Annotated in this window: 12 protein-coding genes; 4 read left to right on the top strand and 8 right to left on the bottom strand. The window is 35.5% G+C overall.

Features of this window, described 5'->3' with window-relative positions:
• Positions 1 to 22 precede the first annotated feature (22 nt).
• From ACFINX_RS06925 to ACFINX_RS06895, 7 genes are all read right to left on the bottom strand, one after another.
• On the bottom strand, positions 23 to 2,908 hold the full coding sequence (locus tag ACFINX_RS06925) for an EAL domain-containing protein (protein ID WP_375620659.1): 2,886 nt from the start codon (positions 2,906 to 2,908) through the stop codon (positions 23 to 25).
• Between the two features lie 397 nt (positions 2,909 to 3,305).
• Complete coding sequence (locus tag ACFINX_RS06920) at positions 3,306 to 4,580, bottom strand: M16 family metallopeptidase (RefSeq protein ID WP_375611135.1); 1,275 nt, start codon at positions 4,578 to 4,580, stop codon at positions 3,306 to 3,308.
• Between the two features lie 83 nt (positions 4,581 to 4,663).
• A complete protein-coding gene (thrC, locus tag ACFINX_RS06915; RefSeq protein ID WP_375668544.1) occupies positions 4,664 to 6,061 on the bottom strand; it encodes a threonine synthase in 1,398 nt (465 codons plus the stop codon).
• Positions 6,062 to 6,698: 637 nt separating this feature from the next.
• Complete coding sequence (locus tag ACFINX_RS06910) at positions 6,699 to 7,061, bottom strand: hypothetical protein (protein WP_375613017.1); 363 nt, start codon at positions 7,059 to 7,061, stop codon at positions 6,699 to 6,701.
• Positions 7,062 to 7,270: 209 nt separating this feature from the next.
• Positions 7,271 to 7,633 (bottom strand): hypothetical protein, encoded by a 363-nt coding sequence (locus ACFINX_RS06905; RefSeq protein WP_375628296.1) that lies wholly within the window; start codon positions 7,631 to 7,633, stop codon positions 7,271 to 7,273.
• 189 nt (positions 7,634 to 7,822) lie between these two features.
• Positions 7,823 to 8,179, bottom strand: coding sequence for a hypothetical protein (locus ACFINX_RS06900; protein ID WP_375668543.1), 357 nt, complete (start codon positions 8,177 to 8,179; stop codon positions 7,823 to 7,825).
• Positions 8,180 to 10,174: 1,995 nt separating this feature from the next.
• Positions 10,175 to 10,870 (bottom strand): HAD family hydrolase, encoded by a 696-nt coding sequence (locus ACFINX_RS06895; protein WP_375620663.1) that lies wholly within the window; start codon positions 10,868 to 10,870, stop codon positions 10,175 to 10,177.
• A 372-nt stretch (positions 10,871 to 11,242) separates the two neighbouring features.
• On the opposite strand from ACFINX_RS06895, the gene ACFINX_RS06890 reads away from it, so the two are divergent.
• Positions 11,243 to 12,331, top strand: coding sequence for a site-specific DNA-methyltransferase (locus ACFINX_RS06890; protein WP_375613050.1), 1,089 nt, complete (start codon positions 11,243 to 11,245; stop codon positions 12,329 to 12,331).
• A gap of 755 nt (positions 12,332 to 13,086) precedes the next feature.
• Here the strand turns inward: ACFINX_RS06890 and mutY are convergent.
• Positions 13,087 to 14,145: an A/G-specific adenine glycosylase gene (gene mutY / locus ACFINX_RS06885; RefSeq protein WP_375620664.1), complete on the bottom strand. Its 1,059-nt coding sequence runs from the start codon at positions 14,143 to 14,145 to the stop codon at positions 13,087 to 13,089.
• Between the two features lie 203 nt (positions 14,146 to 14,348).
• On the opposite strand from mutY, the gene ACFINX_RS06880 reads away from it, so the two are divergent.
• From ACFINX_RS06880 to ppdK, 3 genes are all read left to right on the top strand, one after another.
• Positions 14,349 to 14,849 (top strand): DUF721 domain-containing protein, encoded by a 501-nt coding sequence (locus ACFINX_RS06880; protein WP_375638055.1) that lies wholly within the window; start codon positions 14,349 to 14,351, stop codon positions 14,847 to 14,849.
• An 82-nt stretch (positions 14,850 to 14,931) separates the two neighbouring features.
• Positions 14,932 to 15,588: a DsbA family protein gene (locus tag ACFINX_RS06875; RefSeq protein ID WP_375611143.1), complete on the top strand. Its 657-nt coding sequence runs from the start codon at positions 14,932 to 14,934 to the stop codon at positions 15,586 to 15,588.
• A 174-nt stretch (positions 15,589 to 15,762) separates the two neighbouring features.
• Positions 15,763 to 18,429 carry a pyruvate, phosphate dikinase gene (gene ppdK, locus ACFINX_RS06870; RefSeq protein ID WP_375668542.1) on the top strand — a complete coding sequence of 889 codons (2,667 nt, stop codon included), beginning with the start codon at positions 15,763 to 15,765 and terminating at the stop codon, positions 18,427 to 18,429.
• Positions 18,430 to 18,886: the final 457 nt, after the last annotated feature.

Here is an 18,886-nt window from a genome sequence, read left to right as displayed (position 1 = left end):
ACTTTACACGTTATTTTATCCCTTATGTTTTTATTTTATAAGGGAAATGGCTCTGAACGAGCGTAATTAATTCTTCTATGGCAATCGGTTTCGTCACAAGTGTACTTTGAACATATTTACAGCCTTCTTGACGGAGGAAGATTGCTTCTTTTTCATTTTCAACACCTTCTGCGATAATTTGCAAATTAAGATCTGTTGCCATATTAATGATAGACTTTAGAACAATTTTCTTCTTAAGAGAGTCGATTGAGATAAGTGAACGATCAAGTTTAACCATATCAAATGGATAACGTACGAGATAGGTCAGAGACGAATAACCTGTTCCAAAATTATCGAGTGCGAGATTCATTCCAAGTGTTTTAATTTGTTCAAGAAAGTGCGCTGATTGTTCAGGATTATTTCTTAAGACAAATTCAGATATTTCAATCATCAGACGCCCTTTGTGGAGCGGATGGCGAAGCAAAGCGGCACGCAATTGACTGATAAAACGAGGATGAATCATTTCTGCGCTTGGTAAATTAATTGAAATAAAGAAAGATTGTTGGGAAAACTTTTCTTGTACATTTATAAGATCAATAATGGCATTATCGATGATAAATTGTGACAAATCCATAACAATTTGTTCATTTTCTACGATTTTTATGAAATCAGAGACATTTAAATTTCCATAAGTGGGATGATGCCATTCTACAATTGTTTCAAAACCAATAATATGTCCGTCTGATAAATTAAGAATAGGATGGTAGAGGATTTTCATCTCATTACGTTTTATGGCATAATGAACATCTTTCTCCAGAGTATTATGTTCGAGACCCAAAGTGCGAAAATTAGGACGAAAAGGTTCAATATGGTTCCCACCCATTTGTTTTGCGCGAATCATCGCTAACTCACTATCATTAAAAATATCTTTAGCCGTCGATCGGCTTTCACTCCATGTAACCAATCCGATAGAGGTTGAAAGGATTATTTTATTTTCTGAAAGTGAAATAGGTGCTGAAATTGTTTTGTGCAAATGATCTGCAAATGCTGCAATTTTTTGTGGTTCGGTTTCACTGAGTAAAATAATTGCAAAGCGGTCTGCTGAAAGACGCGATAAGGTGTCTTGAAAGTTAATGAGACGATTTAAACGACGTGCGATTATAAGCAGTACAGTATCCCCAACTGCTATGCCTAATTTGCGATTAATTTGGCGAAAATTGTCAAAATCAATCATAAAGACAGTTGGTCTAATTTTGATATTTGCTTTCGCTAAAGAGGTATAATTTTGTAGTCTATCAAAGAAAATTTGTTGGTTAGGAAGTCCAGTTAAGCTGTCGTGGATTGCATCATGCAATAAGCGTTCTTCGGATTTTTTATGGTTAGTAATATTGACAATGGTTCCAATGACACGTGTGATTTTTCCATCTTTTTGCATAGCCGGACGTGCACGAAGAGAAAACCAATGATAATAACCACCACCGGAAGAAAGCCGAAAAATTTGATCAATGCGCCCTTTTTTATTTTTAAGAATGATATCCAATACGGCTTGAAAGCGTTCACGATCATCATGGTGCAAGGCTGAAATCCAGTTGCGCATAGGTCCATTGAGGTTATGAATTTCAGTACCAAAAAGGGTTGCCATGTTTGGATGTACAACAATACGATCACGCTCAATATTCCAATCCCAAATAATATTTCCAGCTCCCTTTGCTGCGAGTACTTGTTGTTCAAGGTCGGAAAATATTCCTTCATGGAAAGCGTCATTAGAAAAAGTTTGTTGCAGGACAGTAAAGCTTATGAGAAGAACAATGAGCACTAATCCTCCCGCTAATGCTGGCTGGATAATATCATTGTTTAAATGTCCAGCTATGCAGGTATAGGCTCCAACACACCAAAAGCTAATGAGCAACCATGTTGGAATAAGCATAATGGCGCGGTCATAGCTTCTGATTGAGAAATAGATGATTAATATTATACCAAGCACAGCGGTAAGGCCAAAAGACAAACGCGCAATTCCAGCTGCTCTGATGGGATCATAAATAGCAAAGGCTCCTAGACTGCAAAACGCAATGGTCCAAGCGATAGCACCGTAACTAAAATGATAATGCCAGCGGTTAAGGCTGAGATAGGTAAAAAGAAAAATGAAGAGTGTAGCAGTAAGTGCTACTTCTGTACCAGCACGCCAGATTGGTTGGGTTGTGAGTGTAACTGCAAAGAATTTATTTAAAAAGTTGAAGTCAATACCAATATAAAAAAGCACAGCCCAAGCAACTGCCGCTGTTGCAGGAAACAGCCCTGTTCCACGGACGACGAAGAGAACAGTTAACAAAAGCGCTAAGAGACCTGATATCCCAAGAAGAATACCATGATAAAGCGTATAAGAATTAATTGCATCTTTATAAGCTTCAGGTTGCCATAAATAGATTTGCGGTAGATTTGCAGAGTTAAGTTCGGCCACAAATGTAATAACAGCACCAGGGTTAAGGGTAATACGAAAGATATCAGAGTTTGCACTAAGTTGACGATCGAGGGAAAAACCTTCGCTTGGCGTTATGGATTGAATCCTTGATGATCCAAGGTCTGGCCAAAAAAATCCAGAACGTGCCATGCGGTAATGGGGGGCAACGATGAGACGATCAACTTGTTCATCTGTTGGATTTGCAAGAGAAAAAACTGCCCAATTTCCGGAAAATTTTTCATTTTTTGCCTGCACTTCAATACGCCATACAATACCATCTGGTCCTGGTGCTGTACTTGTTTGAAAAATAGAGTTGTTTGTGTGGTGAATTTCAATTGCTTTTGAGAGATCAAGAGCAGCATCTTGAGAAGAAATTTTAACTGGTTCAATTGCTTGTGCTGATGTAAGATGGACAAAAGAACTAACGACTACAATGAAAATGATGTCAATTATTTTACGCAAACTCTTCACAATGTCCCACTCTCAATATTTTAGGATGTTTAATTTTCATTTCGACTTTTGAGAAAAAACGTCCACCTTTTATAATTTATTTACATAATAAATTGTTATCACTTTTCTTAAGTTATGTGATTTTATATACAAATAGACCACACACCCATTTGCTTCAATGGAACCTGAAGCGAATGAAGTTTTATATTTTAAAAGGGCAAAGTTAAACCATGAATTTTCAGATTTCACGGATATACCTTCACTTATTAGAATCTTTATCACATGAAGTATGAATTGGGTAGTTTTGTACGCCTATTTGCCCAATATTTCCAAAACTTATTTAATGAGGAGAGCTTTTGTGGTAAATTTTATGATAAAATATGTGACGTTATTGTGATGTTGCATTGAAAAGAAGTTTTTACTTTAGCTTGTATGAAAGAGTTGACGTTAAATCATCAAAATTTATAAGGGGTCCTACAGGTCCGACAGCAGTTAGTGTTGGAGTGGAGTTTGTAAAAAGACGATGTGCTAAATCAGTTAATCTTTTAGGAGTGATGAGATTGAGGCGTTCAATTGTTTCCGATATTGGAATTGGTCGACCATAAAGGAGTATTTGGCGAGCAATGAGATGTGCTTGACTAGAGGGATTTTCCTGTGACATTGTCAGATTTGCACGATATTGCGTTTGTGCTCGTTGCAGTTCGTTGGCGTGAATATTTTTGCTGACCTTGGAAAGTTCATCAAGAATCACAGGAATAAGTTCTTTGAGCCCTTCTTGTCCGGTAGCTGCGTGAACACCAAAAAGCCCAGTATCTGAAAATCCCCAATGAAAAGCATAAATAGAATAGCATAATCCACGTTTCTCTCTTACCTCTTGAAAAAGACGTGAAGACATACCACCACCAAGAATGATAGAAAGAATTTGAGCTGCATAAAAATCACGCGCGTGATAAGCACGCCCTTCAAACCCTAGAACAACTTGTGTATCCATTAAATCGCGATATTCACGAAAGTCGCCACCGACATAATTTGCAAGATTAGTAAGAGGTGCGGTTGAATGGGAGCGAAAAGTACCAAGACGACTTTCAACTTCTCGCAAGAAACTTTCGTGCTTTACAGCTCCTGCAGCAACGACAATCATACGATCTGCACTATATTGTTTATTGATGAAATCATGGAGATCAGTAGATGTAAATGATTGAATAGTTTTAGCTGTTCCTAAAATAGAGCGTCCAAGGGATTGATGACGAAAGGCTGTTTCTGTAAAGTGATCAAAAACAATATCATCAGGAGTGTCATGGGCAGCACCAATTTCCTGAAAGATTACTTGTTTTTCTCGTTCTAGTTCATCGTCGTCAAATTTTGAATGCATTAAAATATCGGCTAAAATGTCTATAGCAAGTGGGATATCGCTTTTAAGTACACGTGCAAAGTAAGCTGTTGTTTCAATACTGGTTGTAGCATTGATTTCACCGCCAACATCTTCAATATCGGTTGCAATTTGAAAAGCAGTACGGTTTTCGGTTCCTTTAAAAGCCATATGCTCAAGAAGATGAGCAATACCATGCTGTGTAGAGGTTTCATTGCGTGAGCCCACTTTAACCCATATTCCGAGGGCAACACTATCAATTTGTTGCATTGTATGTGTGGCGATAGTCAAACCATTACTAAGGCGACATATATCTACATCCATGTATCTACAACTCCATTAAATAAGCTAAACACCTCATTGTAAGGGTATCAGAATATTCTTGATTTAAATTAATGCAGCTAACTTTAATAAGATGCACGCGATTTTAAAGAAATATAATCTTTTACTATTTTTTCATCATTAGCAAGATTTATAAAATGTTCTTCGTGTTTCATTACATCATTGAGATGAGATGGCCATGGAGCATGAAGGCCACAAGCGCTTTTAATAGTATCAGGAAATTTAGCTGGATGAGCCGTGGCAAGAACGATCATTGGAATATGCGGTTTTTTGTTTTCACGCGCTACTTGAAGAGCGACCGCTGTATGTGGATCAACAAGATAGCCACTTTCCTTATAGACACTATCAATTGTTTGAGCTGTTGCAGCCATGTTGCTTTTTCCAGCGGAAAATAGGGAACGAATATTTTTGAGTTGCTTTTCATCAAGAGTAAAGAGACCCGTTTTTTTCAAGTTTTCCATTGCATTGCGAATCCACATTGGATCACGATTGCCACTTTCAAAGAGCAAACGTTCAAAATTAGAAGAGACCTGAATATCCATAGAAGGTGATGTTGTATGGACTATTGGTTGTGTTTTGTAAGTACCACTGGTCAATGTACGTACAAGGATGTCGTTATCATTCGTTGCGATGACCAGTTGAGCAATGGGTAATCCCATACGGGCTGCGACATAACCTGCAAAAATATCACCAAAATTTCCAGTAGGAACAGTAAATGAAACAGCTCTATCAGGTGCTCCTAAAGAAAGTGCAGATGAAAAATAGTAAACAATTTGCGCCATGATACGCGCCCAATTTATAGAATTAACACCTGAAAGTGCTCTTTTTTTACGAAAATTGTGGTCATTAAACATTGCTTTGACAAGAGCTTGGCAATCATCAAAATTTCCTTCAATGGCAATGGCATGAACATTGAAACAATGATTGGTTGTCATTTGCCGTTGTTGAACAGGCGATACACGTCCTTTAGGAAATAAAATAAAAATATCTGAGTGTTCTTTTCCAGCAAAAGCCTGTATTGCAGCTCCTCCTGTATCACCTGATGTTGCAGCAATAATCGTTGCACATCTATTTTTTTCAGTCAAAACATAATCCATCAGTCGAGAAAGAAACTGCATTGCTACATCTTTAAAAGCTAAAGTAGGACCATGAAAGAGTTCAAGGATAAATTCATCTGCTCCAGTTTGTCGTAACGGACAGATTGCTGGATGGTGAAAGGTTGCATAAGATTCAGCGATCATATTTTCAAAAGCTGTATATTCGATTTCGTTATTCACAAAGGGCCACAGAATAGTTTTAGCAATTGTTGTATAGGACTGACCACGAAGTGCTCGTAACGCATCAAATGATAGCTGAGGAAATTTATCTGGCAAATAAAGTCCCCCATCACTTGCCAACCCTGTCATGATTGTTTCCGTAAAGCTTAAAGCAGGAGCTTCACCTCTCGTGCTGATATATTCCATAAGTCTTATCCTTTTTTTATTTCTGGCAAATTGATGAAGTTATTTATTTCACGTTTTTCATAATATTTAAATTATTAAATGGATAGAGCTTCTTTTCTTCTTTTTAATTCAATAATGAAAGGAAATAGCCTTAAGCATTTTTATTTTTGAGATATAAACGCCAAATGTTCACAGAAAATCTGTTACAGTCAAATTTTTTTTCTCTATTATTCATTCACTTAAATTTTACAACGTATCTTCACTTGTACACCTTCTTAAATAATAAAATTAAATAGATAGAATGGTATTTATTGAAGAACTTTTGTATAAAACTCAATCATTCATAGTTATTTTATGCTCTTAATACTTTGTAACAATTAAATCTGCTAAACTGAATGTTAAAATGATACATCTCAGAACTCACATTGGAAGATTTATAAGGTAATTTTATGGCATTTCGTGCGCAAATCTATACTTTGAATAATCTTTTTTAGCTTAATTTATCACTTTGTATAATAATAGATATTATATTTGTGCTATACAGTATGGTAACCTAAAGTTTATCCATAGAAAACATACAACAGCCTGCTAAATGATGGGAAGCAGGCTGTAAAGTATTTTCATTTTAAATAGAAAAAAATAACTAAGTATCTTTGAATTATTTGCCTTTAATTTTTCCTATTGCCCATCCGATTATCCCGCTAAATATGGCCATAACAGATCCAGTCAAGAATCCAAAACCCAAAGCTCCTACTGTAGAAAAAACTCCTAGCGTAATTGGTTCAAACACTTTCTCAAATTTTCCTTCAAAGGCAGATTCACTTTTTGCTTTATGAGTGAAACTTGGGACATAAAGAGCAGCTATATCGATAGCTTTTTTCTTTCCTTGTTCTATTAAAGAGACAGTTTCCCATTGAGTATCATTTTTCAAATGATTGGCATGAACATTTATAACTTGTGAAAGCAGAAAAGCAACTGCTATAAAAATATTTAATACGTAAGTTTTCAATACTTTAATCATAGTTTACCACCAATACTTTTATTTTAATCTGAATTGAATAGATGCATCGGCAGAATTAGTGCACATTGAGAGAAACAGAAGCATTTAAAGCTTTTTTCACTCTTAGTGTGATAATTCATTAGTTTTTGTCATCAACAATGGATAAACACGGAATATGTTCATAGTTTATATTTCATATGAGAAGGTCTTATTCTGATGAAATTTCAATTTTAACGAGATTTAAAATACAATATTATTTTACTTATTATCCATCCTAAAAACATGCCTATCGTACTTGATGCATATCCAAGTGCCATCCCCATACCAAAAGCCCCGAGTGTAAGAGGTTCAACAACCTTTTCAAATTTTCCTTCAATAGTAGCTTCATTACCCACTCCACGATTTAGACTAGGTCTATAGAGAGAAACGGTATGGACTGCATCCTTTCTTTTCTGTTCTATTGCAGAAACAAAAATATTCTCACGATGAGTACTATTTTGTAAAGAGTTTGCATGCACATTTACAACCTGAGAAAGAGAAAAGGCAGAAATAATGAAAATACTTAATATATGATTTTTAAATAATTTAATCATAATTTACCTCAAATATTTATACTATTCAATATATATGCGTAAATTTATACTTAATTTATACTTTGGATATTTGGATGTAATCTACAACATTTATATTTTGTAGCATAATGAGCTTCATTATGTAATTATTTACAATGAATTATAGCCACATAATAAAGCTATTATTATAGAGTTCTAGACGAGGTTGAATTATTTGAACATCAATACTATGTCCTTTATCCAACTTATTATCGATCCTATAAAGCTCATTACATGTCCAGTAAACAATAGCCCCATTCCTATAGTCATAGGCTCAACGACCTTTTCAAATTTTCCTTCACCTATTGTTCCATGTTCTGTTTGATAATTTACAGACGGAGCATAGAAAGCAGTCGTAGAAACTACATCGGATTTCGCATATTTTACTTGTTCCATTGGGAAAACAGAAAATTCCTCTTTTGGAGTATCGTTTTTCAAATAGTTTGCATTAACATTTACAGTTTGTGAAATAAAAAAAGTGCTCACTATAAAAATGCTTAAAATATAATTTTTAAATATTTTTACCATAACTTTACCTCAAATATTTTTAAGTTATATATGTAAGAAATATACATAATGTTTATGTATATCACACTATATACAAGCCATATAGTTCAATATGTATTTTTAGTCAATAATAAAAATACATATAAAAATATAACTATAATTTTTATAAACGTTATTGTAAAAAAGTAACAGTCATAATTACAAATTATATTTTTTAAAAACTTTATACAATATTTTATTATGTGTTATATATAAAATAACATATGGTTATCGTATAATTTTTATAAAATGACATTAATATATTTTTTAAATACATTTATAGATAATAAAATTGATCAAAATTTTTACATATTAAATATATAAAAAATTATTTATTATCGATAGTATAATAGAAAAAATGAAAATTATGATGTGGTTATAAAAATATTATTAACAATTAAAATATGAATGGACACGCTAAAATTTTATTATTTATAGTATTTATTATAGATAGTCATTATTGTAGAATGTGTGTTCTATAGATATTATTAAATTATTATTCAATGGTTATTTAATTGCATCGTTATAGCAGAATAATACTGCTTAATTTACTATTAAATATATACATTTATCTTATAGATAATAATATGTTATAGATACTAAAAAATGTACAATTTTCTCATAGTGTAAAGTAGAGCTCGAATTGGATAGAGATAAATGATATTATCTTTTTATCGCCAATGTGAACAGCATATTACTATGATGCAAGGCAGTGTATAGAAGAATATAATTTAGACATATTTATGAGTGCCGAAAGATCAGCATTAGATAATATTTTCAACACTTTCTTCTTTCCAAACTGAAAAGCCGCTTTTATTTTTAGAAAGTGGATTACTTTTGAAAAGATCTGATTTCATTGCTTATTTAAAAAGGCTATTAAGTGCTTTCGGAAAATTTTAAGCAACTATTGGTATCGCTGTCGCTTGTTTAACATGATTATATGTTTCATATTTATGTGCTTTTTTAAAGAAACCGTTCTCAAGGTACTCAAGCCTATTTTGCAATGATAGATATGATGATAAAGCCCCCATAATATAAAATTCTTAGGGCATCAGAATTTTTGACGTTTATAAAGAAGAAAGATGGCATTGCCATACACTTTTCTCGCTCCTAATGTTGCTACAATTTTTGCCTTTTGAGATGATTCATTAAAAGGCATTTTTATTTCTTTATTTATTTAATTCAGCATATCTAGGTTTGAAATGAGAGAATCTTACAATATTCGGTTTTTTTGCTTAATTTGAATCATGATAAATTATGATTATAAATCAATATATTGTCTGTAAATTACTTGGTATGAAATATTTTTTATAAAATGCACATCTTCATAAGAGTGTATTCTTTTTGTTTTTTGTAATCTTAGGGAGGTTGTACCAATTGATGCTGTTAAAATACTATTTAAGCAGCAAAGTAAATAAGCCTTCAACAAGTTTATGAGATTTGGATTGAGTAAATATAAGCCTTTGTAACTCAACAAGGACGCATTTGTCATTTTCAATAAAGTCTTGTGTTCCATAGATTCCGCGAATTTTAATATTTTTTCCATGATCAATAGGCACATCCCTTACAATTTTACCATAGTATGTGATTTTTTTGATCAGATGAAAGAGGCTAGCAATTCTCACATCTTATCGAGCAAGGCATCGTAATATTCCTATTTTTGACAAATATAATAATTTATCAGGATGAGCTGCTGAGGTTGGGAGTGGGATATCGGAGTTGAGATAGATAAGCAGGGTTTAATTTTCATGAGTTGGCACCCCTGTTTTTGGCTTTTTTTTAAGTACGTGCAATGGTTAACAGACTTATGATTTCAATGAGGTGCTATATTTTTCCTTCACATTGAGATGCAATTCACCCGTGTCGTGAATTACGCATTTATTGAAGTTATTATAAAAGGAGCAGCGAGAAGAGCAGGACATTTGAATAAAAATGCTTCTTACAAGAGTTTACAAATTGATATATTCAAGAGATTTTTTATAATAGATCTCGCCATACTGCCATTGCTTCTAAGACTTCTCCTAAATGAGCATGTTTTGCAATAACTGTTTCTGCACCAGCTTCTGCAAGTGCATTAGAGTGGCCAAGATAGCTATGTGATCCTCCCGTAAAGCCGATGACACGCATGCCTGCTGCTATGGCTGCGTGTACACCATGAAGTGAATCTTCTATAACGATAGTGTTTTGGGGCTCTGCCTGTAATTGTTGTGCGGCAAAAAGGAAAACATCAGGGGCCGGTTTCGTTCTTTTTGTTCCAACTTCAGGTGCTGAAAATATTTTACCTTCAAAAAGGTCATAGAGATCAACCGTGGTGAGCATCTCTTTTATATCTACGCTTTTTGCATTAGAGCAGATACAGTAGGGATAGCGTGTTTGGATAATTTCTACAGCTTCTCTTACATCATCAATAGCCCGTAATTTAGTTTTTATTTGTGTACGAAAAATATTAGTCATTTGATCTATGAGATGAGCAGAAATAGGTTTTTCTGTTTCCTGTTCAACGTGTTTAAGAATATCGCGAAAGATAAGCCCTGCAAAACGCTCACTCAATTCTTCGGGTGATATTTCATATCCTGTTTGTTTGAGCAATTGAGATCCAATTTTTGCTGCAAGATATTCAGAGTCAACGAGAACTCCGTCACAATCAAAAATAATAAGATCTATCTGAGGCATAAGATATTCCTTTACATGTTACGAGATGGACAACTTTCATGAAAACGATATTGAGAAGATCTTATTTCATAAAAATACGCTTTGAAAATGATTCTTAATTCTTTTACGAAATAAAAGATATGGGAACAGTACATTGAAAAAAAGAAAATTAAGGTTTCATTCATATGAAAGTTTTTTTTTACTAAAAAAACAAAAACAATCATCAATTTTGTAGAACTTTAACGATACGTTTACGCTATTTTGTAAATATAGATTGGTAATGCGGGCCTATAAACTATTTTGGTTGATTATAGGGCAAATTCAGTTAATTTCGTTGGGTTTTTCATGACAGTTATTCAGCTTCAAAAAGATTTTCTTCGTACTCCCTCACAAATGCCATGGCGCAATAAAATTTTTAAAGGAGATTGTGTTTCCGTTTTAGAAAAACTTCCAAAACATTCTGTTGATATGATTTTTGCGGATCCACCCTATAATTTGCAATTGGATGGAGCTTTATACCGTCCAGATCATTCGCTTGTTGATGCGGTTGATGATGCATGGGATCAGTTTGAGAGTTTTGCTGCTTATGATGCTTTTACTCGTGCATGGTTGCTTGCTTGTCGTCGTGTACTAAAACCCAACGGAACACTTTGGGTTATCGGATCTTACCATAATATTTTTCGGGTTGGGACGGCATTACAAGATTTAGGTTTTTGGATGCTTAATGATATTATTTGGCGCAAGAATAATCCGATGCCTAATTTTCGAGGGCGCCGTTTTCAAAATGCTCATGAGACGCTTATTTGGGCCGTGCGAGATCAAAAAGATAAAAAGTACACATTTAATTATGATGCCTTAAAAGCGGCAAATGAAGATCTACAAATGCGTTCAGATTGGCTTTTCCCTCTCTGCACTGGAGCTGAACGTTTAAAGGATGATTCGGGGCGTAAATTACATCCAACACAAAAACCGCAAGCGTTATTAGCGCGTATTATTATGGCTTCTAGTAAACCTGGTGATGTTATTCTCGATCCGTTTTTTGGTTCGGGAACAACAGGTGCTGTTGCCAAGCTTTTAGGGCGTGATTTTGTTGGGATTGAACGCGAGCAAGATTACATCGATGCAGCATGTGAGAGAATTGCGGCGGTTCAACCTTTAGCGCAACCAGAACTAGCGATTTTGGATAGAAAAAAAGCAGAACCGCGCGTAGCATTCAACAGTTTGCTTGAAGCAGGTTTACTCTATCCTGGAGAAGTTCTGTATGATCGTAAGAAGCAAGTATCTGCTATTGTAAGAGCTGATGGTACGATTATGCATGGTGGTGAAGCGGGCTCAATTCACGCAATGGGAAGAAAGGCTCAAGATTCGCAGAGTTGTAATGGTTGGACCTTTTGGTATTATGAGGAAAATGGACGGTTGAAGTCCATAGATCATTTAAGAATGATCATACGTTCACAAATGTTAAAAACGGGTGTTTTATGAACTAAGCTGATCGCTTCATTCTATTGACCACCAATATACCTGATCTTGATTGAGATGGACGTGAGGGTGTTTTAGCCTTTCTTAGATGTTTTTTATTGACACACTAAATCTCGCTTGTAAGCGACAAGCGAGTATTTTATGCTTCTTTTAGAAGAAATTAAAATGAGAAATTTTCAATCTATGTTCTCATTTTAGTTCCAAAACAGTAAAATTTCAATATAAGCTTATAAAAATGAAATATCAGAATTAAAAAGTTCATTCAGAAGTTCAAAATTAAGTGCTTTTTTGAATACGTACATCTGTAAAGTGCATATAATATATTGATTATAAAGATAATTTAGCGCAACTCATATCGAATTGCCCTCGGAATATCGTCAAGTTTTCTTATTTCAAATTTGTTCCATATTGAATCGATGAAAATTACTTTCTTGCATGTCATAAACGGGGTTGGCGTGTGAATAAAAATTGTTAACGAAAGAACTAAAAGTACCTCTTATAATCCGTTTCACGTACCAAGGGATGTTGAGGGGGCTGGTAAATATAACGATGGTGCTAACTTGCTCCGTCATAAGCGAAAAAAGGATAGATCCTGAAATTTAAATCTAAAGCTTCTAAGCGTTTCTATCGCTCCTTAATTTTTGTCTGTAGAAAAAATTGGTTATTTCATTTTTTAAAATTTTTCTTTTACAGATTAATAAATGATCGCTAGAGATACAAAAGTCTCCATTAGAAAACATTTTTATGAATAGGGAAGGTTATTTAAATCTAAAAGAATTGGGAAGTGCTACGGAAATGGCTTTTTTCATAACAGTAGGTAATGCTTCTTCGGCAAGATGTTGAATGTTACACCACCAACCATTTTCACAATTCATTTCATGAACATCTTCGGTATAGTAAACATCAAGTTTTAGAGAAAAGTGAGTAAAAACATGCGTAATTTGTCCTTTGAATTGCCAATTGGCAGTAAAGGGTGCGTTTTGTAGCCCATTTTCGTTGTTTATGCCAATATTGTTAGGAATTTGGGTCATTCCACCAAGGAGCTTTTGCGTCTGTCGTTTTTCCAAATAAATTTGTTTCTTTTTATTAAGGACCACAAAAGCAATACCTGTTTTTGAAGGGCGTTCTTTTTTAGGGGCTTTAACTGGAAAAGACTCCGGTTGTTGCATCTTTTCTGCTTTGCATAAACATTGAAGAGGGCAGGTATAACAAGATGGTTTGCGTGGAGTACAAATTGTTGCTCCCAAATCCATCATTGCTTGAGCAAAGTCACCAGGACGATTTAAAGCAGTAATTTTTTGTGTTTTTTCTTTAATTTCAACTTTTGCTTTTTGCAATATTGAAGTGATAGCAAAAAGTCGCGCTACCACACGTTCGACATTACCATCAACCACTGCTACAGGGTGGTTAAAAGCAATCGCAGCAATGGCTGCGGCAGTATAATCTCCAATACCGGCTAGAGTTCGCAATTCTTTTACAGATTGTGGAAATTGTCCCGCGTAGTTTTCAACAAGCTGTCGCGCACATTTTTTAAGATTACGTGCGCGTGAATAATAACCAAGTCCAGCCCATGCTTTCATGATATCATCTTGGGAGGCTTTTGCTAAAGAGGAAAGATCAGGCCATAGTTTTAGAAACTTTTTAAAATAAGGCTTAACTGTTTCAACGGTTGTTTGTTGAAGCATGATTTCAGAAAGCCAAACTTGATAAGGATCAGGACGGATACCTTGTTTTTGCTTTTCGGGGGTAATCCGCCATGGAAGATGTCTGTGATTTTGATCGTACCAAGCAAGGAGGTGCGAAGAAATTTCATACATGATTGCTTTCAAGCATAGGGAGATATAAAATGCAAAAGAAAAAATTATTTATTTTGTAATTCATGTTTTTTGCTCTTTTATTGTCAAGGCTCTGGTGAGAAAAGGCTTTTTATTTTGTTGATATTTCATAAATTGAGGAGGCAAAAATTTTTAGATGAAACAAATGATTTTAATTTAGTAAGCGGTTGAACAATGATCTAAAAATGAGAAAACAACTTAAAAAACGTATCTTTTATTCTCTTTCTGAGGCGGTATACAAAATACTTGATCCAGTTTTACGCAAACGGACAGGGCTTAATGTAGCGCTTATAGAACATTGGCCACAGATTGCGGGCTATGATATCAGTGAACATACAATGCCGCTTAAAATTATTTGGAAACGTCGTGCAGATCAAGATGAAGTTTTTCAGCCAGCAACACTTGTTGTCGCATGTGAAGGATTTGCTGCGTTAAAATTGATGCATGAAACAGAGGAATTACTTCATAGAATTAACGGATTTTTTGGCTATATTGCTATTGATCGCATCAAGATTGAGCAAAGGAGTATGTCGGTTTTTATGAATCACTTGCCTCTAAAACCGCCTTTGAGTGAACAAGACAAAAAATGCGTGGAAAAAATGCTTGAAGGAATTGAAGATAAAAGTTTGCACCAAGCACTTTATCAACTTGGCTGTTGCATTTTTTTGGAAAAAAATAATAAATAGAAAGATATTTTATATATTTTTCTTTAATATATGAGAAAGCATTGGATTCCTATTCGTTAATAACAACAGAAAAGTATTATTTATGGTAAAATATCGTTCTTTTTTATCTTTCGGGATAATTTTTCTCTTCATAACGATTGTACAAAACAGTGTAACAGTTGCTTTAGCGCGTGATCCCAAATCAGTGGCAACTGTTGATATGGCAGAGCTTCTCCAATCGGGTAAAGTAAAGGATCGCTTTGAGGGAGAGGCGGATGCACCAGTCGTCATTGTTGAGTATGCTTCGTTGACATGTACCCATTGTGCGCATTTTTATAATGATATACTTCCCCAAATTCGTAAAAAATATATCAAAACAGGAAAAGTAAAACTTATTTTCCGAGAATATGCTTTTGATCCTCGGGCAACAGCAGGTTTTATGTTGGCACGGTGTGCACCGGAAGATCGCTATTTTCCTTTGATAGAAGTTTTATTTCAAAAACAAAATGAATGGGCTTTCGGAAAAAATGCTCTAACACCATTGAAGAAAATTGGCTTAATGGCTGGTTTTACAGATGAAAGTTTTACTGCGTGTTTGAAAAATCAGTCCATTTTAGATGAAGTAAATGCATCTTTTGAACGCGGTAAAGAGCTTGGTGTCACAGCAACACCTACTTTCTTTATTAATGGTAGTAAATATGAAGGTGCCATGAAAGTAGAAGAATTTTTTTCGGTGATTGATAGTTTTCTAAAAAACTGAATCTTAATCTTCCAGAAGATGGATAGTGATACTTTTGGTCATTATCTCTTTTGGAAGGATTAATATTATGCATTTATGAAGCGATATCGTTGAGCCAATTTTGAATCAAATCATTGCTTTTAAGTGAGCCTGGGTTGAATGATGTTTTGAAGCTGATATGGGAGGATTTGTACAGTGAAAAAATGGGTTTATAGTTTTGGAGATGGAAAGGCAGAAGGAAGTGCAAGTGAGCGTAACCTTCTCGGAGGTAAAGGGGCTAATTTGGCAGAAATGAGTAATCTTGGTTTGCCCGTACCACCCGGATTTACGCTGACAACAGAAGTTTGTAATTTTTATTATGCCCATGACAAATCATATCCAGAAGAGCTACAGGAATCTGTTAAGCAAGCACTAAGATACGTTGCTGAACAAACAGGACGTGAATTTGGGAATGAACAAAGACCACTTTTGCTGTCTGTTCGTTCAGGGGCTAGGGCTTCTATGCCAGGGATGATGGATACAGTGCTGAACCTTGGCATGAATGATAAAACTGTAAAAGCAATTGCTTTACAAGCCAATAATGAACGTTTTGCTTATGATAGTTATCGGCGTTTTATCCAAATGTATTCTAACGTTGTTTTGGGGCTAGACCATTCGTATTTTGAAGAGATTCTTGATGAAGTAAAAGCATGCAATGGTTACACTATTGATACAGAAATGACAGCAGATGATTGGAAGAATGTTATTATTTCTTATAAAGCCTATGTTGAAGAAAAATTAGGAACCCCTTTTCCACAAGATCCTGAACAACAGTTATGGGGGGCAATTGGAGCCGTTTTTTCAAGTTGGATGACAGCACGTGCAGTTACTTATCGCCGTTTACATAGCATTCCTGAAAGTTGGGGAACGGCAGTTAATGTGCAAGCTATGGTTTTTGGTAACATGGGAGAAGATTCGGCAACAGGTGTTGCTTTTACACGCAATCCATCGACAGGGAAAAAAGAACTTTATGGTGAATTTTTAGTTAATGCGCAAGGGGAAGATGTTGTGGCGGGCATTCGAACGCCTCAAAATATTACAGAAAGTGCGCGTATTGTTGCTGGTTCAAATAGACCGTCGTTAGAAAAAATTATGCCTGAGGCTTTTTTGAAATTATGTCAGATTGCGCAGAATCTTGAGCAGCATTATCGGGATATGCAAGATCTCGAATTTACCATTGAAAAAGGTAAATTATGGATGCTTCAGACTCGTTCAGGAAAACGCACGGCTCGTGCGGCTCTCAAGACGGCAATTGAAATGGTTGAGGAGGGGTTAATAAACCGTGAAGAGGCTGTGATGCGTATTGATGCAAAGTCGCTGGACCAACTTTTGCATCCAACACTTGATCCTAAAGCAGAACGTTTTGTTATAGGACGTGGTTTACCTGCTTCTCCTGGAGCCGCAACTGGTGAAATTGTTTTTACTTCAGAAGAGGCAGAAACTGTGTCGGCGGAAGGTCGCAAAGTTATTTTGGTCCGTGTAGAAACAAGCCCAGAAGATATTCATGGTATGCATGCTGCAGAAGGAATTTTAACAACGCGTGGCGGTATGACAAGTCACGCTGCTGTTGTTGCGCGGGGGATGGGAAAACCATGTATTTCTGGTGCTGGCAGTGTGCGGATTGATTATAACACAAATACGTTGTTTGCCTCAGGAGAAAGCTTAAAAAAAGGTGATGTTATCACAATTGATGGTGGAAGTGGAGAAATTTTCAAAGGGAAAGTTGCAATGTTGCAGCCTCAGCTTTGCGGAGACTTTGCAAAATTAATGGAATGGGCTGATGGGATGCGACGTATAAGAGTTCGCGCCAATGCTGAGACGCCATCTGATGCCCGTATGGGGCGTTCTTTTGGGGCTGAAGGTATTGGTCTTTGCCGTACGGAGCATATGTTTTTTTCTGGAGAACGTATTGTTGCCATGCGTGAAATGATTTTAAGTCATGATGAAAGTGGTCGTCGTAAAGCACTAGATAAGCTTTTGCCAATGCAGCGTTCAGATTTTAGTGAACTATTTGAAATTATGTGTGGTTTACCTGTTACCATTCGTTTGTTAGATCCGCCACTCCATGAATTTTTGCCTAAAACGAAAGCAGAAATTCTTGATGTTGCAACAGCTATGGGGGTTTCTGCTGAAGTGCTTGCTGAACGTGCTCAGCAGTTACACGAATTTAATCCTATGCTTGGATTACGAGGATGCCGTTTAGCTATTACTTATCCTGAAATTGCAGAAATGCAAGCGCGGGCGATTTTTGAAGCAGCAGCAGAAGCTGCCAAAAAATCTGGATCTCCTGTTATGCTTGAAATTATGGTGCCATTGGTTGCGCTTAAATCTGAACTCGATTTTGTAAAAGCGCGTATTGATCAGGTTGCTGAGGAAGTGATGAAAGAAAAGGGAAGCACTATTCAATATATGGTTGGGACGATGATTGAACTTCCAAGGGCAGCGCTTCGAGCAGATGAAATTGCTGAAACTGCTGAATTTTTTTCATTTGGAACAAATGATTTGACACAAACTACTTTTGGGATTTCCCGTGATGATGCTGCTCCTTTTTTGGCAACCTATTTTCAAAAAGGTCTTCTAGAGCAAGATCCTTTTGTGTCTATTGACCGTGATGGAGTAGGGGAACTTATTACCATTGCTGCACAGCGTGGACGCTCAAAGCGTGCAAAAATAAAATTGGGAATTTGCGGTGAACATGGAGGCGATCCTGCCTCTATTGCTTTATGCGAAGAAAATAACCTAGATTATGTTTCGTGTTCTCCTTTTCGAGTGCCAATTGCTCGTTTAGCAGCAGCTCAGGCCGCAATAGCAAAAAGGATGTAATGGGTTAATATTTTTTGTTGTATCGTTATTACTGAAATAAATTTTTATATATTCTTTTATTTTCTTTAATAAAGGGAATAAAAATGCTTCTAAAATGCACGATAAGTTGTGTTGCGCGAGAAAGTGTTTTTTTAGAGGTTTATGAGAGAAAATATAAAGCACAGGATAGACAAAGATGTATTATTAATGCACTTTTTATTGGCGAACCTCTTGATAGAGAGAAACGTGTTATTGTGCAGTCAATTTACGCGTTTGCTTTTTTATAGGGGAATGAGCTCCTCACGCAAAATAGAATGCTCCAAATAAATGCATTTTTTTTTGCGCATCATGCTGTTTGAGATAGACATTTCTCAATGGATGCCCCATTTTACATTGATATTCGTGGAATGGGGATTATGTAAAACTCCCCGTAAGTTTATAAAAATCTTCCCAAAATTTATAAACTCCATTATGCACT

It is taken from the genome of Bartonella sp. AP36NXGY, from assembly GCF_042195865.1.
In the GTDB taxonomy this organism is placed as follows: Bacteria; Pseudomonadota; Alphaproteobacteria; order Rhizobiales; family Rhizobiaceae; genus Bartonella.
Note: the sequence above shows the minus strand (reverse complement) of the source record. Positions and strands in the feature narration are given on the sequence as shown.